We start from the raw sequence: 17,556 nt of genomic DNA on the forward strand, positions 1-17,556 counted from the left end.
ACCGGCCTGCTCTGGCCGATTCGGATCACTCCGTGTTACGAAGAGCCATGCCTGAACACGAGGGACATCGCGCGTACGACGCCGTCATCGTCGGCGGCGGCCACAACGGCCTGGTCGCCGCCGCCTACCTGGCCCGGGCCGGACGGTCGGTCCTGGTGCTGGAACGGCTGGACCACACCGGGGGCGCCGCCGTCTCCACCCGCCCCTTCCCCGGCGTCGACGCCCGGCTGTCGCGCTACTCGTACCTGGTCAGCCTGCTCCCGCAGAAGATCGTCCGGGACCTCGGCCTGGACGTCCGCCTGCGCACCCGCACGATCTCCTCGTACACGCCTGTCCAGCGCGGCGGCCGTCCGAGCGGCCTGCTCGTGGGCGGCGGCGAGCAGCGGACCCGCGAGGCCTTCGCCCGGCTGACCGGCGGCGAGCGCGAGTACGAGGCCTGGCAGCGCTTCTACGGCAGGACCGCACGCGTCGCCCGAGCCGTGTTCCCCACGCTGACCGAGCCGCTGCCCACCCGGGACGAACTGCGCCGCCGGATCGACGACGAGGACGCCTGGCGGATGCTCTTCGAAGAGCCGATCGGCGTCGCCGTCGAGCACCACTTCACCGACGACCTGGTCCGCGGTGTGGTCCTCACCGACGCGCTGATCGGCACCTTCGCCGATGCCCATGACACCGAACTCCGGCAGAACCGCTGCTTCCTCTACCACGTGATCGGCGGCGGCACCGGCGACTGGGACGTACCGGTCGGCGGCATGGGTGCCGTGACCGGCGCGCTGACCGACGCGGCCCGCCGGGCGGGCGCCGTCATCGCCACCGGGCACGAGGCGCTGCGGATCGCCACCGACGGCAGCACCGCCGAGGTCACCTACCGCACCCACGACGGGGAAGGCGTCGCCGTCGCCCGGCACGTCCTGGTGAACGCCTCGCCGCAGGAGCTGGCCGCGCTCACCGGTGACACTCCGCCCGCCCCCGCGGAGGGCGCCCAGCTGAAGGTCAACATGCTGCTCAAGCGGCTGCCGCGACTGCGCGACACGTCGGTCGACCCACGCGAGGCATTCGCCGGCACCTTCCACATCGCCGAGGGATACGAGCAGTTGGCCACCGCGTACGCCCAGGCCGCGGCCGGTGAACTGCCCGGCGCTCCGCCGTCCGAGATCTACTGCCACTCCCTGACCGACCCGACGATCCTCGCCCCGGATCTGGTCGAGCGGGGCTACCAGACCCTCACCCTGTTCGGCCTGCACACCCCCGCTCGCCTGTTCGCCCGGGACAACGACGCCGTGCGCGAAGCGCTGCTGAAGGCGACCGTCGACCAGCTCGACGCCCACCTGGCCGAGCCCCTCGCCGACTGCCTGGCCACCGACGCCGACGGCCGGCCGTGCATCGAGGCCAGGACCCCGCTCGACCTGGAGCGGGAGCTGCGGCTGCCCGGCGGCAACATCTTCCACCGCGAACTGTCCTGGCCGTACGTCCAGGAGAGCACCGGCCGCTGGGGCGTGGAGACCCGGCACGCCAATGTGCTGCTGTGCGGGGCGGGCGCGGTGCGCGGCGGCGGGGTCAGCGGGGTGCCCGGGCACAACGCGGCGATGGCGGTGCTGGAGGGAGCCGACGGCCTCGCCGGGTGACGCCCGGTGCGGCGGTGGCCGACGGCTTCGCTGCGTTGTCCCGGGGCGGACGGGGCCGACCGGACCGGGGTGAGCCGGGGCTTCGCGGGCCGTCAGCCGGCGGAAGCGGTCCAGCCCGTCGCCGTGATGCGGGCCGCGTCGGCAGGGCGCGCCTCGTCGAAGAGGACGGTGCGGCCGGCCTCGACCTGCAGGGCGTCGACGTAGGCGCCACGGCCGACGTACAGCCGGTCGGTGGTGTACCGCCAGCGCAGCGCGAGCCGTGGGGCCGCCGGGAGGTCCGCCGCCAGCCGGTGCCAGACGCGTCCCGACCATCCGGTGGCCAGGCCGGCCGGGTGGGCCTCGGGTTCCTCGCCGTGGCGTGCCGTCGTGAACGGGACCGGCTGCCAGGTGTCGCCGCCGTCCGCGGAGGACTCGAGGACGAGCCCGTCGGCCCGCGGTTCGGTGTCCCACCACAGGGCGCAGCGCAGCCGTGCCCCGCCCGAGGACGTGTCGAGTGCGGGCAGCGTGAGGGTTGCGGTCGTCGCGTTCGCCATCCCGGAGAACCAGGCGGTACGTCCTCGCGCCGGGCGGACCGGTACGGCGCGCGCCAGGTTGTTCGCGGCGGCGACCCGGGGCGCGGAGCCGGAACGCCAACTGCGCACGGGGTGCACGGAGTTGCCGAGGACGACGAGGAACGAGTCGGTTGTCGGGTCGAGGACGAGTGAGGTGCCGGTGAAGCCGGTGTGCCCCGCCGTGCGCGGGGTGGCCATCGCCCCCATGTACCAGTGCTGGTAGAGCTCGAAGCCGAGGCCGTGCTCGTCCCCGGGGAAGGCGGTGTTGAAGTCGGTGAACATCAGCTCCACCGACTCCGGCCGCAGGATGCGCTCCCGGCCGTAGCGGCCGCCGTTGAGCAGCGTGCGGCCCAGCACGGCCAGGTCCCACGCGTTGGAGAACACTCCCGCGTGGCCCGCGACGCCGCCGAGGCCGAAGGCGTTCTCGTCGTGCACCTCGCCCCACACCAGGCCACGGTCCAGCCCCGACCAGGGCTTTCGGGCGTCCTCCGTGGCGGCGATCCGCGGCTTCCAGGAGGCGGGCGGGTTGAAACGAGTGCGGTGCATCCCGAGTGGAGCGGTGATCTCGTCGTGGAGCAGGGCATCCAGAGTGCGAGCGGTGATCTTCTCCAGGACGAGCTGGAGGGAGATCAGGTTGAGGTCCGAGTAGAGGTAGGTGGTTCCCGGTGCGTTGAGCGGCGCCTCGTTCCAGATGAGCTGGAGCTTCTCCTCGTACGTCGGCGCGTTGTACAGCGGTATCCACGCACGGAACCCCGAGGTGTGCGTCAGCAGTTGACGGACCGTGATGTCCTGCTTGCCACCGCCCGCGAAGTCCGGCAGGTACGAGGCGACAGCGGCCTCCAGCTCCAGCGTCCCCCGCTCGATCTGCTGCACGGCAAGGATGGAGGTGAACAGCTTGGACACGGATGCGAGGTCGAAGACGGTGTCCTCGGCCATCGGGATCTGCTCCCCGGCCGGGAACTCGACGCCGGTGTCGGTCTTCTCGTCGTATGCGGCATAGCGCACCGCCATCCCGATCGGCTCGTGCAGCGCCACGGTGCCGCCGCGCCCGGCGAGCAGCACGGCACCGGCGTACCAGGGGTACTTGGGGGAGGCGCCGAGGAACGCCTCGGCGTCGGTGACGAGTTGGCGCAGGTGGGCGGGGAGCAGCCCCGCGCGTTCGGGCGAGCCGTGGCGCAGGGTCGGGTGACTCGATGCTGCCGGGGCGGCCGCGGCCGGTCCCGCCGGGAAGGGTGCCAGGGCGAGAGCGCCGCCCAAGGCGAGGGTCCGCGTTCCCAGTTGACGGCGCGTGAGCCCGGTCGCCATCTCTTCGCCCATCGAGGACCCTCCCGTACGCAAGCGTGAAAGTATTTTTCGTGACCGCCTTGCGGAGTGAAACTTTCCTGTCAGGCGCGGGATGTGTCAATGGGGCATGCGGGCCGCATGAGGTGACCAAAAATCTGACGGGACGTCAGAAAACCTCTTCCGCCGTCCGCCGGGCTGCGGCATCCTGCGCCCATGCAGACGGAGCTGAGCAAGAAACTGGGAGTCGAGTACGCCGTCTTCGGCTTCACGCCGTTCCCCGCCGTCGCCGCCGCCATCAGCCGGGCCGGCGGCTTCGGAGTGCTCGGCGCGGTCCGCTACACGGCCCCCGACGACCTCAAGCGCGACCTCGACTGGATCGAGGCCCACGCCGAGGGCAGGCCCTACGGCCTGGACGTCGTCATGCCCGCGAAGAAGGTCGAAGGCGTCACGGAGGCCGACGTCGAGGCGATGATCCCGCAGGGACACCGGCAGTTCGTGGCGGACACCCTCGCCAAGCACGGGGTGCCCGAACTCCCGGACGGCGAGGCCTCGGGATGGCGCATCACCGGCTGGATGGAGCAGGTCGCCCGCACCCAGCTCGACGTCGCCTTCGACTACCCGATCAGGCTGCTCGCCAACGCCCTCGGCTCACCACCCGCCGACGTCATCGCCCGCGCCCACGACCGGGACGTGCTGGTCGCCGCGCTCGCGGGCAGCGCCCGGCACGCACGCAAGCACAAGGACGCCGGCATCGACATCGTCGTGGCCCAGGGCTACGAGGCGGGCGGCCACACCGGCGAGATCGCCTCCATGGTGCTCACCCCCGAGGTCGTCGACGCCGTCGGCCCGCTGCCCGTGCTGGCTGCCGGCGGCATCGGCAGCGGACAGCAGGCGGCCGCCGCGCTCGCCCTCGGCGCCCAGGGAGTGTGGACGGGCTCCATCTGGCTGACCACCACCGAGGCCGACCTCCACTCGCCCGCCCTGACCCGCAAACTGCTCGCCGCAGAGTCCGGCGACACCGTCCGCTCCCGCGCCCTGACCGGAAAGCCCGCCCGCCAGCTGCGCACCGAGTGGACCGACGCCTGGGACGACCCCGCCGGACCGGGCACCCTGCCCATGCCGCTGCAGGGTCTGCTGGTCGCCGACGCGGTGTCGCGCATCCAGAGGTACGAGGTGGAACCGCTGCTCGGCACGCCGGTCGGCCAGATCGTCGGCCGGATGACCAGCGAGCGCAGCGTCCAGGCCGTCTTCGACGACCTCACCCGCGGCTTCGAGCAGGCCGTGGACCGCATCAACCGCATCGCCGGAAGGAGCGGCCGGTGACGAGCACACCCCCTGCCGGTTTCTGGGCCCAGGCCACCCAGGACCCCGGCCGCACGGTCCTGATCGCGCCGGACGGCGAGCAGTGGACCGCCGGACGTCTGCACGCCGCCGCCAACCGCCTCGTCCACGGCCTGCGCGCGGCCGGGATGGAACGCGGCGACGCCTTCGCCGTCGTCCTCCCCAACTCGGCCGAGTTCTTCACCGCGTACCTGGCCGCCACCCAGGCCGGCTTCTACCTCGTCCCCGTCAACCACCACCTCGTCGGCCCCGAGATCGCCTGGATCGTCTCCGACTCCGGTGCCAAGGTCCTCCTCGCCCACGAGCGTTTCGCCGGACCGGCCCGCCGCGCCGCCGACGAGGCCGGCCTCCCGCCCACCCACCGGTACGCCGTCGGCGAGGTCGAGGGCTTCCGCCCGTATGACCGACTCCTCGACGGGCAACCGGAGTCGGCACCCGCCGACCGCACCCTCGGCTGGGTCATGAACTACACCTCGGGTACGACGGGCCGCCCGCGCGGCATCCGGCGCCCGCTGCCCGGCAAGCTCCCCGAAGAGGCCTACCTCGGCGGCTTCCTCGGCATCTTCGGCATCAGGCCCTTCGACGACAACGTGCACCTGGTCTGCTCGCCGCTCTACCACACGGCCGTCCTCCAGTTCGCGGGCGCGTCCCTGCACATCGGGCACCAGCTGGTCCTCATGGACAAGTGGACCCCGCAGGAGATGCTCCGCCTCATCGACGCCCACCGGTGCACGCACACCCACATGGTCCCGACCCAGTTCCACCGGCTGCTGGCCCTCCCCGACGACGTGAAGGCGCGCTACGACGTCTCCGCCATGCGGCACGCCATCCACGGCGCCGCCCCCTGCCCCGACCATGTGAAACGGGCCATGATCGACTGGTGGGGCGACTGCGTGGAGGAGTACTACGCGGCCAGCGAGGGCGGCGGCGCCTTCGCCACGACCGAGGACTGGCTGAAGAAACCCGGCACCGTCGGCAAGGCCTGGCCCATCAGCGAACTCGCGATCTTCGACGACGCCGGCAACCGGCTCCCGCCCGGCGAACTCGGCACCGTCTACATGAAGATGACCACGGGCGGCTTCAGCTACCACAAGGACGAGGCGAAGACGCGGAAGAACCGCATCGGCGACTTCTTCACCGTCGGCGACCTCGGCGTGCTCGACGAGGACGGCTACCTCTTCCTGCGCGACCGCAAGATCGACCTCATCATCTCGGGCGGCGTCAACATCTACCCCGCCGAGATCGAGTCGGCCCTGCTCGCCCACCCCGCCGTCGCCGACGCCGCCGCCTTCGGCATCCCGCACGACGACTGGGGCGAGGAGGTGAAGGCCGTCGTCGAACCGGCCCCGGGCCGGGAGCCGGGCCCCGCGCTGGCCGCCGCCCTGCTCGACCACTGCGCCGCACACCTCGCCGGCTACAAACGGCCCAAGAGCGTCGACTTCATCGCCGAGATGCCCCGCGACCCCAACGGCAAGCTGTACAAACGGCGGCTGCGGGAGCCGTACTGGGAGGGGCGTACCCGTCCCGTGTGAACGGCGACGGCCCGTGCAGGCGCCAGGATCACCGTCGATGATGTCTTCCTCGGCGGAGCGGCGTCCCGGCAGCGGTGGCAGAAGGCTCCGGGCGGACTCACTGATCCGGCGGAGGATACAGCCAATGCCGCAGCAGGCGGCTCAGCCGTGGCATCACCAGGTACGTCAGCGTCGGCAGCAGCACCAGCGGGAAGACGGCGGCCCGCAGCGGCAGGGGCCAGGCATCCGTGTGGGGCGTCACCAGCCACTGGATCAGCAGCGTGAACGGATAGGCACCCAGGAACGTGGTGAGCACCATCTTCCAGCGGGGCGGGGCCTGCACGGTGGTGCCGGGCAGACTGAACCAGGTCTCCATCCCGGACGTCGACTGCCGTTCGCTGCTGATCTCCCTGGCGACGTCCGCGATCCGCGCGTGCCATTCCGCCCGTTCGTCCGACCCCAGCCACGCGGCCAGCCGATGCGGATCGGACCAGCGCAGCACCGCGTGGAAGCGGTGCCCCTTCTCGGGACGCAGCCACGAGACGCCCTCGTTGCCCGGGAACCGTCTGGCGCAGCGGGTGATTCCGTGCGTCCACTCCTCGAACTCCTGCTCCCGACCGGGGCGCACCTCCCAGGTGAGGACCGTGGTGACCGGCTCGCCCCGCCGTACTCCGGTGGTACTCATGCTCACCACGTGTCCCACGTACGGCGCGGTCATGCCTCGTGGCCGTGGGTGATCAAGGTGCCGGCGGTCATCGTGAGGACAGAATCGACGGGCGGGCGGCTTGACCTCCCCCGGCGGTCGCCCGAGGATCGGGTGCCATGACGCCCGGACACGGCAGCACGGTCGACGGGGTGCTGCGGCGCAGCGCCCACCGCACCCCGGCACGCGTCGCGGTCGACTTCCGCGACCGCCGCTGGACGTACGAGGAGCTCGACGACGCCGTCTCCCGGGCGGCCGGCGTGCTCCTCGACCGGGGACTCACCCCCGGCGACCGGGTCGGAGCCTACGGTCACAACTCCGACGCCTACCTCATCGCCTTCCTCGCCTGCGCCCGCGCGGGCCTGGTGCACGTGCCGGTGAACCAGAACCTGACCGGCGACGACCTGGCGTACATCGTCGGCCAGTCGGAGAGCTCCCTGGTCCTCGCCGACCCCGACCTGGCCTCCCGACTGCCGGACACCGTGGACGTGCTGCCGCTGCGGGACGCGGACGACTCGCTGCTGAGCCGGCTGCCCGCGGCGGCGCCGTACGACGGTCCGGAACCGCGCAGCGAGGACCTGACGCAGCTGCTGTACACCTCCGGTACGACGGCCCTGCCGAAGGGCGCGATGATGACGCACCGCGCCCTGGTGCATGAGTACCTCAGCGCGATCACCGCCCTCGACCTCAGCGCCGGCGACCGGCCCGTGCACGCGCTGCCGCTGTACCACTCGGCGCAGATGCATGTCTTCCTGCTGCCCTACCTGGCGGTCGGCGCGACGAACATCATCCTCGACGCGCCGGACGGCGACCGGCTCTTCGACCTGATCGAGGCCGGGCGCGTGGACAGTGTGTTCGCCCCGCCCACCGTGTGGATCGGCCTGACGAACCGCCCCGACTTCACCACCCGCGACCTCAGCGGGCTGCGCAAGGCGTACTACGGCGCGTCGATCATGCCGGTCCCCGTCCTGGAACGCCTGCGCGAACGCCTCCCGAAGCTGGCCTTCTACAACTGCTTCGGCCAGAGCGAGATCGGTCCCCTCGCCACCGTCCTCGGCCCCGACGAGCACGAGGGCCGCATGGACTCCTGCGGCCGGCCGGTGCTCTTCGTGGACGCCCGGGTGGTCGACGAGAACGGCAAGGACGCGCCCGACGGAACACCGGGCGAAATCGTCTACCGCTCCCCGCAGTTGTGCGAGGGCTACTGGAACAAGCCGGACGAGACCGCCGAGGCCTTCCGTGACGGCTGGTTCCACTCCGGCGACCTCGCGGTACGCGACCAGGACGGCTACTTCACGATCGTCGACCGGGTGAAGGACGTCATCAACTCCGGTGGTGTCCTGGTCGCTTCACGCCAGGTCGAGGACGCCCTCTACACCCACGAGTCCGTCGCCGAGGTCGCCGTCGTCGGCCTGCCCGACGAGAAGTGGGTCGAGGCCGTCACCGCGGTCGTCGTACCCCGCGGGGAGGTCACGGAGGCCGAACTCATCGCCCACGCCCGCGAGAAACTGGCCCCGTTCAAGGCACCGAAGCGCGTCCTCTTCGTGGACGAACTTCCGCGCAACTCCAGCGGCAAGATCCTCAAGCGGGAGCTCCGGGACCGCTTCAGCTGAGGCGGAAGGGTGTTGCGGCGACCGGTCCCAGGCCCCGATGATCGGCGCCATGCCCACCTTCACCGCACCCGACGGCACCCGGCTCGCCCACCACCCGCGCGGTGCCGGCGAGCCGCTCGTCGTCCTGCCCGGCGGGCCCATGCGGGCCTCCGCCTACCTCGGCGACCTGGGCGGGCTCACCGCGCACCGCCGGCTGGTCCTGCTCGACCTGCGCGGCACCGGGGACTCCGCGGTGCCGACGGACCCGGCGACGTACCGCTGCGACCGGCTGGTGGGCGACGTGGAGGCGCTGCGGATCCACCTGGGGCTGGAGCGGATGGACCTGCTCGGCCACTCGGCCGGCGGCAGCCTGGCGATGCTGTACGCGGCCCGTCATCCCGAGCGGGTGGCACGGCTGGCGCTGATCACCGCGACCCCGTGGGCGCTGGGCCTGCCCGTGACGGCCGAGGACCGGCTGACCGCGGCACGGCTGCGCAAGGGCGAGCCGTGGTTCGAGGAGGCCTTCCCGGCGTTCGAGCGCTGGCTGGCGGGCGACGGTGACTTCGACCCGGTGTTCCTGCCCTTCTTCTACGGCCGTTGGGACGACACGGCCGCCGCGCACGCCGCGCTCGAGGAGGAGCAGACCAACGACGAGGCAGGGGAGACGTACGGCTCCGACGGTGCCTACGACCCGCCCGCCACCCGCGCCGCCCTCGCCGCAGTGACCGTCCCCGTTCTCGTGTACGCCGGTGAACTCGACGGCGGCCCCCGCCCCGAGCTGGCGCGCCGCGCCGCCGATGTCTTCCCGAACGCCGAGTTCACCGTCCAGCCGGGAGCGGGGCACTTCCCGTGGCTCGACGACCCCGACCGGTTCGCCCGGCGCACCGCCGCCTTCTTCGACGGCGCCTGAGAGACCTACGGTCTGTCCGCCGCGACCGCCACCTCGCGCGCCCACCGGTAGTCCGCCTTGCCGCTCGGTGAGCGGCGGATGGACTCCGTGATCACCAGCTGGCGCGGGATCTTGTACCCGGCCAGATGGTCCCGGCAGTGGGTCTGGATGTCCTCCAGGGACGGGGTCGGCGCGCCCTCGCGCAGCTGGACGACCGCCGCGACATGGCTGCCCCACCGGGCGTCCGGAACGCCGGCCACCAGCGCGTCGTACACGTCCGGGTGGGACTTCAGGGCCTGTTCGACCTCCTCCGGGTACACCTTCTCGCCCCCGGTGTTGATGCACTGCGAACCACGGCCCAGCACGGTCACCACGCCGTCCTCGTCGACGGTGGCCATGTCGCCGAGGAGCACCCATCGCTCGCCGTCCTTCTCGAAGAAGGTCTCGGCGGTTTTCGCCGGGTCGTTGTAGTAGCCGAGCGGAACATGGCCGCACTGGGCGATCCGGCCCACCTCGCCGACGGCCACCGGCTCGTGCGTGGCCGGATCGACCACCTGCGTACGGGAGTTGACGCGGATGCGGAAGCCGCGCTCGGGACCGGAGTCGTCCGTGGCCGTGCCGTTGAAGCCGGACTCCGAGGAGCCGAAGTTGTTCAGCAGCATCACCTGCGGGACGAGGGCGAGGAACTGCTGCCGGACCGTCTCCGACATGACCGCGCCGGACGACGACACGCTGAACATCGAGGAACAGTCCGTCCCCTTCATGGGCCCGGCGAGCGCGTCGATGAGCGGGCGCAGCATCGCGTCGCCGACCAGCGACATGCTGGTGACCTTCTCCCGCTCGACGGTCCGCAGCACGTCCTCGGGCACGAACTTGCGGTGCAGCACGACCCGTTGCCCGAAGTTGAAGCCGATGAACGCGGTCAGGGTGGAGGTGCCGTGCATCAGCGGGGGAGCGGGGAAGAAGGTGATGCCCGAACCGCCCGCCGCGACGCGCTCGGCCAGCTCCTGCGGCTTCTTCACCGGCTCACCGGTCGGCGCTCCGCCGCCCAGCCCGGAGAAGAACAGGTCCTCCTGCCGCCACATCACACCCTTCGGCATCCCGGTCGTACCGCCGGTGTAGATGATGAACTGGTCGTCGCCCGAGCGCGCCGGGAACCCGCGCTCCGCTGAGCCGGCGGCCTCGGCCTCGGCGAACGGCACCCCCAGCGAGCCACCGATGCCCACCCGCACCAGATGCCGCAGCTTCTCCGCCCGCGGCAACGCCGCCGCCACCCGGTCCGTGAACTCCGCGTCGAAGACCAGGGCCACCAGATCGGCGTCCCGGTAGAGGTAGACCAACTCCTCTTCCACATAGCGGTAGTTGACGTTGACCGGCACGATCCGTGCCTTGAGGCAGCCGAGCACCGTCTGGAGGTACTCGACGCCGTTGTACAGGTGGAGTCCGAGGTGCTCGCCGGGGCGGATCCCACTGTCGAGCAGGTGGTGGCCGATGCGGTTGGCGGCGGCGTCCAGTGCGGCGTACGTCAGACGGCGCTCCGCACCCGTGCCGGGATGGTCGAGGTACACGAGCGCCTCGCGGTCCGGCACCACGTCCACGACGGACTCGAACAGGTCGGCAAGGTTGTACTCCACCGCTCCTCCTGACCTCGCTGCCCCTCGGTTGCCGGTCATCAGAGCAAAGGGCGGCACAACTGGGAAGGGTCCGCGCAGAGAAAACTGACTGACTGTCAGAAAACCCTTGAAGTGCTTCCCCGCCTCCTGCAACCTGTTCTCGTTCCTGCGGACGGAGGACACCCATGGGTGGCACCGAACACCTCACCGTGCAGCGCGAAGGCGCCACGCTGGTGCTCACGCTCAACCGGCCCGACGCCAAGAACGCGCTCTCGCTTCCGATGCTCGTCGGCCTGTACGACGGCTGGCTCGAGGCCGACGAGGACGAGACGGTCCGCTCGATCGTGCTGACCGGAGCGGGTGGCGCGTTCTGCGCGGGCATGGACCTCAAGGCCCTGGCCGGGAAGGGCATGGCGGGTCAGCAGTACCGGGACCGGCTCAAGGCCGACCCCGACCTGCACTGGAAGGCGATGCTGCGGCACCACCGCCCCCGCAAACCCGTGATCGCCGCCGTCGAGGGCCACTGTGTCGCGGGCGGCACCGAGATTCTCCAGGGCACCGACATCCGGGTCGCGGGCGAGTCGGCGACCTTCGGCCTGTTCGAGGTCCGGCGCGGGCTGTTCCCGATCGGCGGCTCCACGGTCCGGCTGCAACGCCAGATCCCACGCACCCACGCCCTGGAGATGCTGCTCACCGGACGCCCGTACAGTGCCCGGGAGGCCGCGGACATCGGCCTGATCGGGCAGGTCGTCCCCGACGGCACGGCGCTCGGCAAGGCCCTGGAGATCGCCGAACGGATCAACGCGTGCGGGCCCCTCGCCGTCGAGGCCGTCAAGGCGTCGGTGTACGAGACGGCCGAGATGACCGAGGCGGACGGCCTCGCCGCGGAACTCGCCCGCGGCTGGCCGGTCTTCGACACCGCCGACGCCAAGGAAGGCGCCCGCGCCTTCGCGGAGAAGCGGCCACCCGTCTACAAACGCGCCTGACGAGGGAGTCACCGTGCCCGAAGTCCTCAAAGCCCCCCTGGTCCTCGAGTTCCCCTTCACCCGCTCCCTCGGCCCCGTCCAGAGCGCCTTCCTGACCGGTCTGCGCGAACGCGTCGTCCTCGGCGTCCGCACGTCCGACGCACGTACCCTCGTCCCGCCCGTCGAGTACGACCCCGTCACCGCCGAGGAGCTGCGCGACCTCGTCGAGGTCGCCCCCACGGGCACGGTCACCACCTGGGCCTGGAACCACGCCCCGCGCCGCGGCCAGCCCCTCGACACCCCCTTCGCCTGGGCCCTGGTCCGCCTCGACGGCGCCGACACCGCCCTCCTGCACGCCCTTGACGCCCCCGGCCCCGACACCGTCCGCACCGGCATGCGCGTCCGCATCCGCTGGGCCGAGGAACGCACCGGCGCCATCACCGACATTGCCTGCTTCGAGCCGTACGACGGCGCAGCACCCCGACTCACCGGTCACGACGGCCACTTCGACAACGCCGTCACCGGCATCGTCGCCCCCGCCCGCCTCGACTACACCTACAGCCCTGGCCGCGCCCAGTCCGCGTACATCGACGCACTGGCCGGGCACCGCACCGTCGGGGAACGCTGCCCCGCCTGCCGCAAGGTGTACGTGCCGCCCCGCGGCGCCTGCCCCACCTGCGGCGTCGCCACCGCCGAACAGGTCGAGGTCGGCCCGCGCGGCACCGTCACCACATTCTGCATCGTCAACATCAAGGCGAAGAACCTCGACATCGAAGTGCCGTACGTCTACGCCCACATCGCCCTCGACGGCGCCGACCTCGCCCTGCATGGACGCATCGGCGGCATCCCGTACGACCGGGTGCGGATGGGATTGCGCGTCGAGCCGGTGTGGACGGAAGGGGCCCGGTATCCCGACCACTACCGCCCCACCGGCGAACCCGACGCTCAATACGAGACCTACAAGGAGCTGCTTTGAATCCTCCCCCTCGCGAACGACGGGGATTCCTGGCTCACGCTGCTCGATCGCTCAGCGAACGACGGAGTCTCACGCGATCAGCACCAGCAGGGTTGAAACCAGCCCGGATGTATGAAGTTTTGGAAGGAACTGCCATGCGGGCTTGGTTCTCGCTCCGCGGCCAACGACTCTACTGCCTGGAGACCCGGTGACGCGTGAGATCGCTGTAATTGCCTTCGCCCAGACCGACCACCGGCGCACCAGCGACGAGCTCTCCGAGGTGGAGATGCTCATGCCGGTCCTGCACGAGGTGCTCGACCGCACCGGCCTGCAGACCGCCGACATCGGTTTCACCTGCTCCGGTTCCAGCGACTACCTGGCCGGCCGTGCCTTCTCCTTCACCCTCGCCCTGGACGGGGTGGGCGCCTGGCCGCCGATCTCCGAGTCGCACGTCGAGACGGACGGCGCCTGGGCGCTGTACGAGGCGTGGACCAAGCTGCTCACCGGCGAGGCGGACACCGCCCTCGTGTACGCGTACGGCAAGTCCTCACCCGGCTCGGTGCGTGACGTGCTCACCCGCCAGCTCGACCCGTACTACGTCGCGCCCCTGTGGCCCGACTCCGTGGCTCTCGCCGCCCTCCAGGCGCAGGCCCTCATCGACGCCGGCGAGACCGACGAACCCGCGCTCGCGGCCGTTGCCGCCCGCAGCCGGGCGGCCGGTCAGGACAACCCCCATGCCCAGCTGAGGGGTTCGGTGCCGCACGGGGACTACCTCGTACGGCCCCTGCGCACCGGCGACTGCCCGCCCGTCGGCGACGGCGCCGCCGCCGTGATCCTCGCCGCCGGGGAGCGGGCCCGCGCCCTGTGCGCACGGCCCGCCTGGATCCGCGGCATCGACCACCGCATCGAGGCGCACAGCCTCGGTGTGCGCGACCTGACCGACTCGCCCTCCACCCGCCTGGCCGCCGAGCGGGCCGGCGCCTTCGACCGGCCGGTCGACACGGCCGAGCTGCACGCGCCGTTCACCGCGCAGGAGATCGTCCTGCGCAAGGCGCTGCGGCTCGACGACACAGTGTGCGTCAACCCGTCCGGCGGCCCGCTCGCCGCCAACCCGGTCATGGCCGCCGGGCTCATCCGCATCGGCGAGGCGGCCGCCCGTGTCCACCGCGGTGCGTCCGACCGGGCCCTCGCCCACGCCACGTCCGGTCCCTGTCTGCAACAGAACCTGGTCGCCGTACTCGAAGGGGATCCACGATGAGCAAGGAGCCTGTGGCCGTCGTCGGGATCGGCCAGACCAAGCACGTCGCCGCCCGCCGGGACGTGTCGATCGCGGGCCTGGTCCGCGAGGCCGCCCGACGTGCCCTGGCCGACGCCGAGTTGACCTGGGCCGACATCGACGCCGTCGTCATCGGCAAGGCGCCCGACTTCTTCGAGGGCGTCATGATGCCGGAGCTGTACCTCGCCGACGCGCTCGGTGCGGTGGGCAAGCCGATGCTGCGTGTGCACACGGCCGGATCGGTCGGCGGGTCCACCGCACTCGTCGCGGCGAACCTGGTCGCGGCGCGCGTGCACGGCACCGTCCTCACGCTCGCCTTCGAGAAGCAGTCCGAGTCCAACGCCATGTGGGGCCTGTCCCTGCCGATCCCCTTCCAGCAGCCGCTGCTCGCCGGTGCGGGCGGCTTCTTCGCCCCCCACGTGCGTGCGTACATGCGGCGCAGTGGCGCGCCCGACACCATCGGCTCGCTGGTCGCCTACAAGGACCGGCGCAACGCCCTGAAGAACCCCTGCGCCCACCTCCACGAGCACGACATCACCCTGGAGAAGGTCCAGGCCTCGCCCATGCTCTGGGACCCGATCCGCTACTCCGAGACCTGCCCCTCCTCCGACGGTGCCTGCGCCATGGTCCTGACCGACCGGGCCGGTGCGGCCCGCGCGCCCCGGCCGCCCGCCTGGATGCTGGGCGGGGCGATGCGCAGCGAACCGACCCTGTTCGCCGGCAAGGACTTCGTGTCGCCGCGGGCCGGGCGGGACTGCGCCGCCGACGTGTACCGGCAGGCCGGGATCGCCGACCCGCGCCGGGACATCGACGCCGTCGAGATGTACGTGCCGTTCTCCTGGTACGAGCCGATGTGGTTGGAGAACCTCGGCTTCGCAGCTGAGGGCGAGGGCTGGAAGCTCACCGAGTCCGGGGTGACCGAACTCGACGGGGACCTGCCCGTCAACATGTCGGGCGGCGTGCTGTCCACCAACCCGATCGGCGCCTCCGGCATGATCCGCTTCGCCGAGGCCGCGCTCCAGGTGCGCGGACAGGCGGGCGAGCACCAGGTGGACGGCGCCCGCAGGGTGCTCGGGCACGCCTACGGAGGCGGCTCCCAGTTCTTCTCCATGTGGCTCGTGGGCTCCGCGCCCCCGCACTCCTGAAAGGTCCCCCTCACGTGGCCTGTTGGCCATGGGAACCGATCGCTAGGCTGGCCGCGGACGACGAGTCGGGAGGAGCACGGACGTGGCCGAGACCACCACCCAGCAGAAGCCGCTCATGGGCTGGGACAAGCCGGAACTGGACCTGAGCAAGGCCGAATGGCAGTCCAGCAGCCGCGGCCTGGGGGATGTCCAGATCGCTTTCGTCGAGGGTTTCATCGCCATGCGCAACAGCGACCGCCCGGAGAGCCCCTCCCTCATCTTCACCCCCGCCGAGTGGGGTGCGTTCGTGTCGGGGGCACGGGAAGGCGAGTTCGACCTGACCTGAACCCGGGCAGCCACGTGGACGGGCCGAACCGGGGGTGTTCCGCCCGTGTTTTCCGGACACGCGATCCGGTGAACCCACCCGGGGCCACGCCTGAGCGAGGCTGGCCCTGGAAGAGGTGGTGGGTCGCCGTCCGGAGGTGAGGACCTCATGAGCACCCTGCCGGTCATCGCGGCGTTCGACGGTTCGGACGACAGTCTGCGGGCCCTGGACTGGGCCCTCGACGCCGCCCGCAGACGCGCGGTACCCCTGCGGGTGGTCCATGTGCGGCAGTACGCCGTACGGGTACCCGCCGGTGTCGAGGTCGCCCGGCTTCCTGAGCCGGAGGACGACCCGGTGCTCGCCCGGGCCCGTGCGCACCTGGCCGGGCGCACCGACGGGCCGGTCGTGGAGTACCGCGGTCCGGAGGGCACCCCCAGTGCGGTACTGCCCGGCCTGGGCGCCGAAGCCCAGCTGATGGTGCTCGGCTCCCGGGGCCGCGGCGGCTTCGCCCGGCTGCTGCTCGGCTCCAACGGCCTGGCCGCCGCCCGCGACGCCGAGTGTCCGGTCGTCGTGGTGCCCCGGCCCGGCCGCGAGGTCGACGACGCGCCGCCGCAGGAGCCGGGACCCCGGGTGGTCGTCGGTCTCAATGTGGACGGACCCGACGACGCCGCTCTCACCTTCGCCTTCACCGAGGCCGCCCTGCGCGACGCCCGCCTCCAGGTGATCGCCGCCTACCCGTGGCCGGTACAGCTGTGGGCGGGAGCCGTCGGTGAGCTGGTCCCGACCGGGATCGACCAGGACGCCGTCGAGAACGAGACGCGGGCCCTCGCGGAGGGCTTCCTCGCCCCGCACCGCGGGCGCCACCCCGGGGTCCGGGCCGAACCGTACGTGGTCCCGGGCGACGCGGCCGGCCACCTCGTCGCCCACTCGAAGGACGCCGAGCTGGTCGTCGTGGGCCGGCACCGCCGCCGGCTGCTCGCGCCCGCCCGCCTGATGGGCTCGGTCACGCACGCCGTACTCCTGCACGCGGCGAGCCCCGTGGCCGTGGTGCCCCCGGCACCGCCGGAGGAATGACCCGGCCCCCGCGCGTCCCTGAACCCTCACTCACTCCCGTTCGTTAATGGTTGTGCGTGCACTTATCATTAGCGTCATGCGGGACTCGCTCAGCCGGGACGCCCGGATCGCCCTGGATCTCGCCCTGACCGTCCGGCACGACGGACACGGCGGCGTCGCCGACGACCTCACCGACCCGGCGGGCCTCACCACGTGGGTGCGCGCGCACCCCGACACCGTCCCCGATGCCACCGCCTACACGGCCGACGCCGAGGCCCTGACCGCCGTCCGCGAGCTGCGCGCCGCCGTCCGCGCCCTCTTCGCCCGCGCCGTACACCCCGCCGAGCCCAGCCCGGCCGACGCGGCCCGCCTGCTGCCCGTGCCCGAAGCCCTCGCCCGCCTCAATGCCGCGGCCGCCCGCACGCCCACCGTCCCCGTCCTGCACTGGCCGGACGACGCCGACCCCGCCCTGCACCGGCAGGCCGTGCACGGTGACCCGGAGCTCACCGCGGTGCTCGCACAGGCCGCCGTCACCTTTCTCGCGAGCCCCGACCGGCAGCGGCTGCGCGCCTGCCACGCGCCGCGCTGTGTGCGCTACTTCCTCAAGGAGCACCCACGCCAGGAATGGTGCACACCGTCCTGCGGCAACCGCGCCCGCGTCGCCCGACACCACGAACGGCACCGGAAGCCCGCGTAGGCCTGCCCGAACGCCGCACGTGCGGCCGCCCACCCGACGCCGACGACCTGCG

15 protein-coding genes and 1 pseudogene are annotated in these 17,556 nt (G+C 72.0%); 13 read left to right on the top strand and 3 right to left on the bottom strand.

What is annotated here, in order from left to right:
* The first annotated feature begins 47 nt into the window (after window positions 1–47).
* The gene (locus StrepF001_RS08575; protein WP_206306799.1) at window positions 48–1,625 is read left to right on the top strand and encodes an NAD(P)/FAD-dependent oxidoreductase; all 1,578 of its coding nucleotides are present in this window, start codon (window positions 48–50) and stop codon (window positions 1,623–1,625) included.
* Between the two features lie 92 nt (window positions 1,626–1,717).
* On the opposite strand, the gene StrepF001_RS08580 is transcribed toward StrepF001_RS08575, so the two are convergent.
* Window positions 1,718–3,493, bottom strand: coding sequence for a serine hydrolase domain-containing protein (locus tag StrepF001_RS08580; protein ID WP_129797701.1), 1,776 nt, complete (start codon window positions 3,491–3,493; stop codon window positions 1,718–1,720).
* Between the two features lie 180 nt (window positions 3,494–3,673).
* On the opposite strand from StrepF001_RS08580, the gene StrepF001_RS08585 reads away from it, so the two are divergent.
* The 3 genes and pseudogenes from StrepF001_RS08585 to StrepF001_RS47350 form a co-directional block, all read left to right on the top strand.
* A complete protein-coding gene (locus tag StrepF001_RS08585) occupies window positions 3,674–4,783 on the top strand; it encodes a nitronate monooxygenase (RefSeq protein ID WP_129797702.1) in 1,110 nt (369 codons plus the stop codon).
* Window positions 4,780–6,333, top strand: coding sequence for an acyl-CoA synthetase (locus tag StrepF001_RS08590; protein WP_129797703.1), 1,554 nt, complete (start codon window positions 4,780–4,782; stop codon window positions 6,331–6,333). Before StrepF001_RS08585 ends, StrepF001_RS08590 begins: the two co-directional genes overlap by 4 nt.
* A 3-nt stretch (window positions 6,334–6,336) precedes the next feature.
* Window positions 6,337–6,432 (top strand): annotated as a pseudogene (locus StrepF001_RS47350) (chloramphenicol phosphotransferase); the annotation flags it as partial.
* Here the strand turns inward: StrepF001_RS47350 and StrepF001_RS08600 are convergent.
* Window positions 6,431–6,997, bottom strand: coding sequence for an antibiotic biosynthesis monooxygenase (locus StrepF001_RS08600; protein WP_129797704.1), 567 nt, complete (start codon window positions 6,995–6,997; stop codon window positions 6,431–6,433). The pseudogene StrepF001_RS47350 and the gene StrepF001_RS08600 sit on opposite strands and share 2 nt — an antisense overlap.
* Before the next feature lie 137 nt (window positions 6,998–7,134).
* Between StrepF001_RS08600 and StrepF001_RS08605 the strand changes: the two genes are divergently transcribed.
* Both StrepF001_RS08605 and StrepF001_RS08610 read left to right on the top strand, forming a co-directional pair.
* On the top strand, window positions 7,135–8,628 hold the full coding sequence (locus tag StrepF001_RS08605) for an acyl-CoA synthetase (RefSeq protein ID WP_129797705.1): 1,494 nt from the start codon (window positions 7,135–7,137) through the stop codon (window positions 8,626–8,628).
* 49 nt (window positions 8,629–8,677) lie between these two features.
* Window positions 8,678–9,517 carry an alpha/beta hydrolase gene (locus StrepF001_RS08610; RefSeq protein ID WP_129797706.1) on the top strand — a complete coding sequence of 280 codons (840 nt, stop codon included), beginning with the start codon at window positions 8,678–8,680 and terminating at the stop codon, window positions 9,515–9,517.
* Between the two features lie 5 nt (window positions 9,518–9,522).
* Here StrepF001_RS08610 and StrepF001_RS08615 read toward each other — a convergent pair whose 3' ends face one another.
* Window positions 9,523–11,130, bottom strand: a complete 1,608-nt coding sequence (locus StrepF001_RS08615) for an acyl-CoA synthetase (protein ID WP_129797707.1) — start codon at window positions 11,128–11,130, stop codon at window positions 9,523–9,525.
* A gap of 164 nt (window positions 11,131–11,294) precedes the next feature.
* Here StrepF001_RS08615 and StrepF001_RS08620 point away from each other — a divergent pair, with 164 nt between their 5' ends.
* The 7 genes from StrepF001_RS08620 (at window position 11,295) to StrepF001_RS08650 (ending at window position 17,504) form a co-directional block, all read left to right on the top strand.
* Window positions 11,295–12,095, top strand: coding sequence for a crotonase/enoyl-CoA hydratase family protein (locus StrepF001_RS08620; RefSeq protein ID WP_129797708.1), 801 nt, complete (start codon window positions 11,295–11,297; stop codon window positions 12,093–12,095).
* A 13-nt stretch (window positions 12,096–12,108) separates the two neighbouring features.
* Complete coding sequence (locus StrepF001_RS08625; protein ID WP_129797709.1) at window positions 12,109–13,050, top strand: OB-fold nucleic acid binding domain-containing protein; 942 nt, start codon at window positions 12,109–12,111, stop codon at window positions 13,048–13,050.
* Window positions 13,051–13,237: 187 nt separating this feature from the next.
* A complete protein-coding gene (locus StrepF001_RS08630) occupies window positions 13,238–14,287 on the top strand; it encodes a thiolase domain-containing protein (protein ID WP_129797710.1) in 1,050 nt (349 codons plus the stop codon).
* Window positions 14,284–15,450: a thiolase domain-containing protein gene (locus StrepF001_RS08635; RefSeq protein ID WP_129797711.1), complete on the top strand. Its 1,167-nt coding sequence runs from the start codon at window positions 14,284–14,286 to the stop codon at window positions 15,448–15,450. Before StrepF001_RS08630 ends, StrepF001_RS08635 begins: the two co-directional genes overlap by 4 nt.
* 82 nt (window positions 15,451–15,532) lie before the next feature.
* Window positions 15,533–15,775, top strand: a complete 243-nt coding sequence (locus StrepF001_RS08640; RefSeq protein WP_129797712.1) for a DUF397 domain-containing protein — start codon at window positions 15,533–15,535, stop codon at window positions 15,773–15,775.
* Between the two features lie 147 nt (window positions 15,776–15,922).
* Window positions 15,923–16,828, top strand: a complete 906-nt coding sequence (locus StrepF001_RS08645) for a universal stress protein (RefSeq protein WP_129797713.1) — start codon at window positions 15,923–15,925, stop codon at window positions 16,826–16,828.
* Window positions 16,829–16,904: 76 nt separating this feature from the next.
* Window positions 16,905–17,504, top strand: a complete 600-nt coding sequence (locus StrepF001_RS08650) for an ABATE domain-containing protein (RefSeq protein ID WP_129797714.1) — start codon at window positions 16,905–16,907, stop codon at window positions 17,502–17,504.
* The last annotated feature ends 52 nt before the right edge of the window (window positions 17,505–17,556 follow it).

Origin of the sequence: Streptomyces sp. F001, from assembly GCF_004187715.1 — a bacterium.
Lineage (GTDB): Bacteria > Actinomycetota > Actinomycetes > Streptomycetales > Streptomycetaceae > Streptomyces > Streptomyces flavusporus.

What these genes read in the sequence shown, in the direction of transcription:
- StrepF001_RS08575 (WP_206306799.1), top strand. Translation starts at nt 48, where the DNA reads ATGCCTGAACACGAGGGACATCGCGCGTACGACGCCGTCATCGTCGGC.
- StrepF001_RS08580 (WP_129797701.1), bottom strand. Translation starts at nt 3,493, where the DNA reads ATGGGCGAAGAGATGGCGACCGGGCTCACGCGCCGTCAACTGGGAACG.
- StrepF001_RS08585 (WP_129797702.1), top strand. Translation starts at nt 3,674, where the DNA reads ATGCAGACGGAGCTGAGCAAGAAACTGGGAGTCGAGTACGCCGTCTTC.
- StrepF001_RS08600 (WP_129797704.1), bottom strand. Translation starts at nt 6,997, where the DNA reads ATGAGTACCACCGGAGTACGGCGGGGCGAGCCGGTCACCACGGTCCTC.
- StrepF001_RS08605 (WP_129797705.1), top strand. Translation starts at nt 7,135, where the DNA reads ATGACGCCCGGACACGGCAGCACGGTCGACGGGGTGCTGCGGCGCAGC.
- StrepF001_RS08610 (WP_129797706.1), top strand. Translation starts at nt 8,678, where the DNA reads ATGCCCACCTTCACCGCACCCGACGGCACCCGGCTCGCCCACCACCCG.
- StrepF001_RS08620 (WP_129797708.1), top strand. Translation starts at nt 11,295, where the DNA reads ATGGGTGGCACCGAACACCTCACCGTGCAGCGCGAAGGCGCCACGCTG.
- StrepF001_RS08635 (WP_129797711.1), top strand. Translation starts at nt 14,284, where the DNA reads ATGAGCAAGGAGCCTGTGGCCGTCGTCGGGATCGGCCAGACCAAGCAC.
- StrepF001_RS08645 (WP_129797713.1), top strand. Translation starts at nt 15,923, where the DNA reads ATGAGCACCCTGCCGGTCATCGCGGCGTTCGACGGTTCGGACGACAGT.
- StrepF001_RS08650 (WP_129797714.1), top strand. Translation starts at nt 16,905, where the DNA reads ATGCGGGACTCGCTCAGCCGGGACGCCCGGATCGCCCTGGATCTCGCC.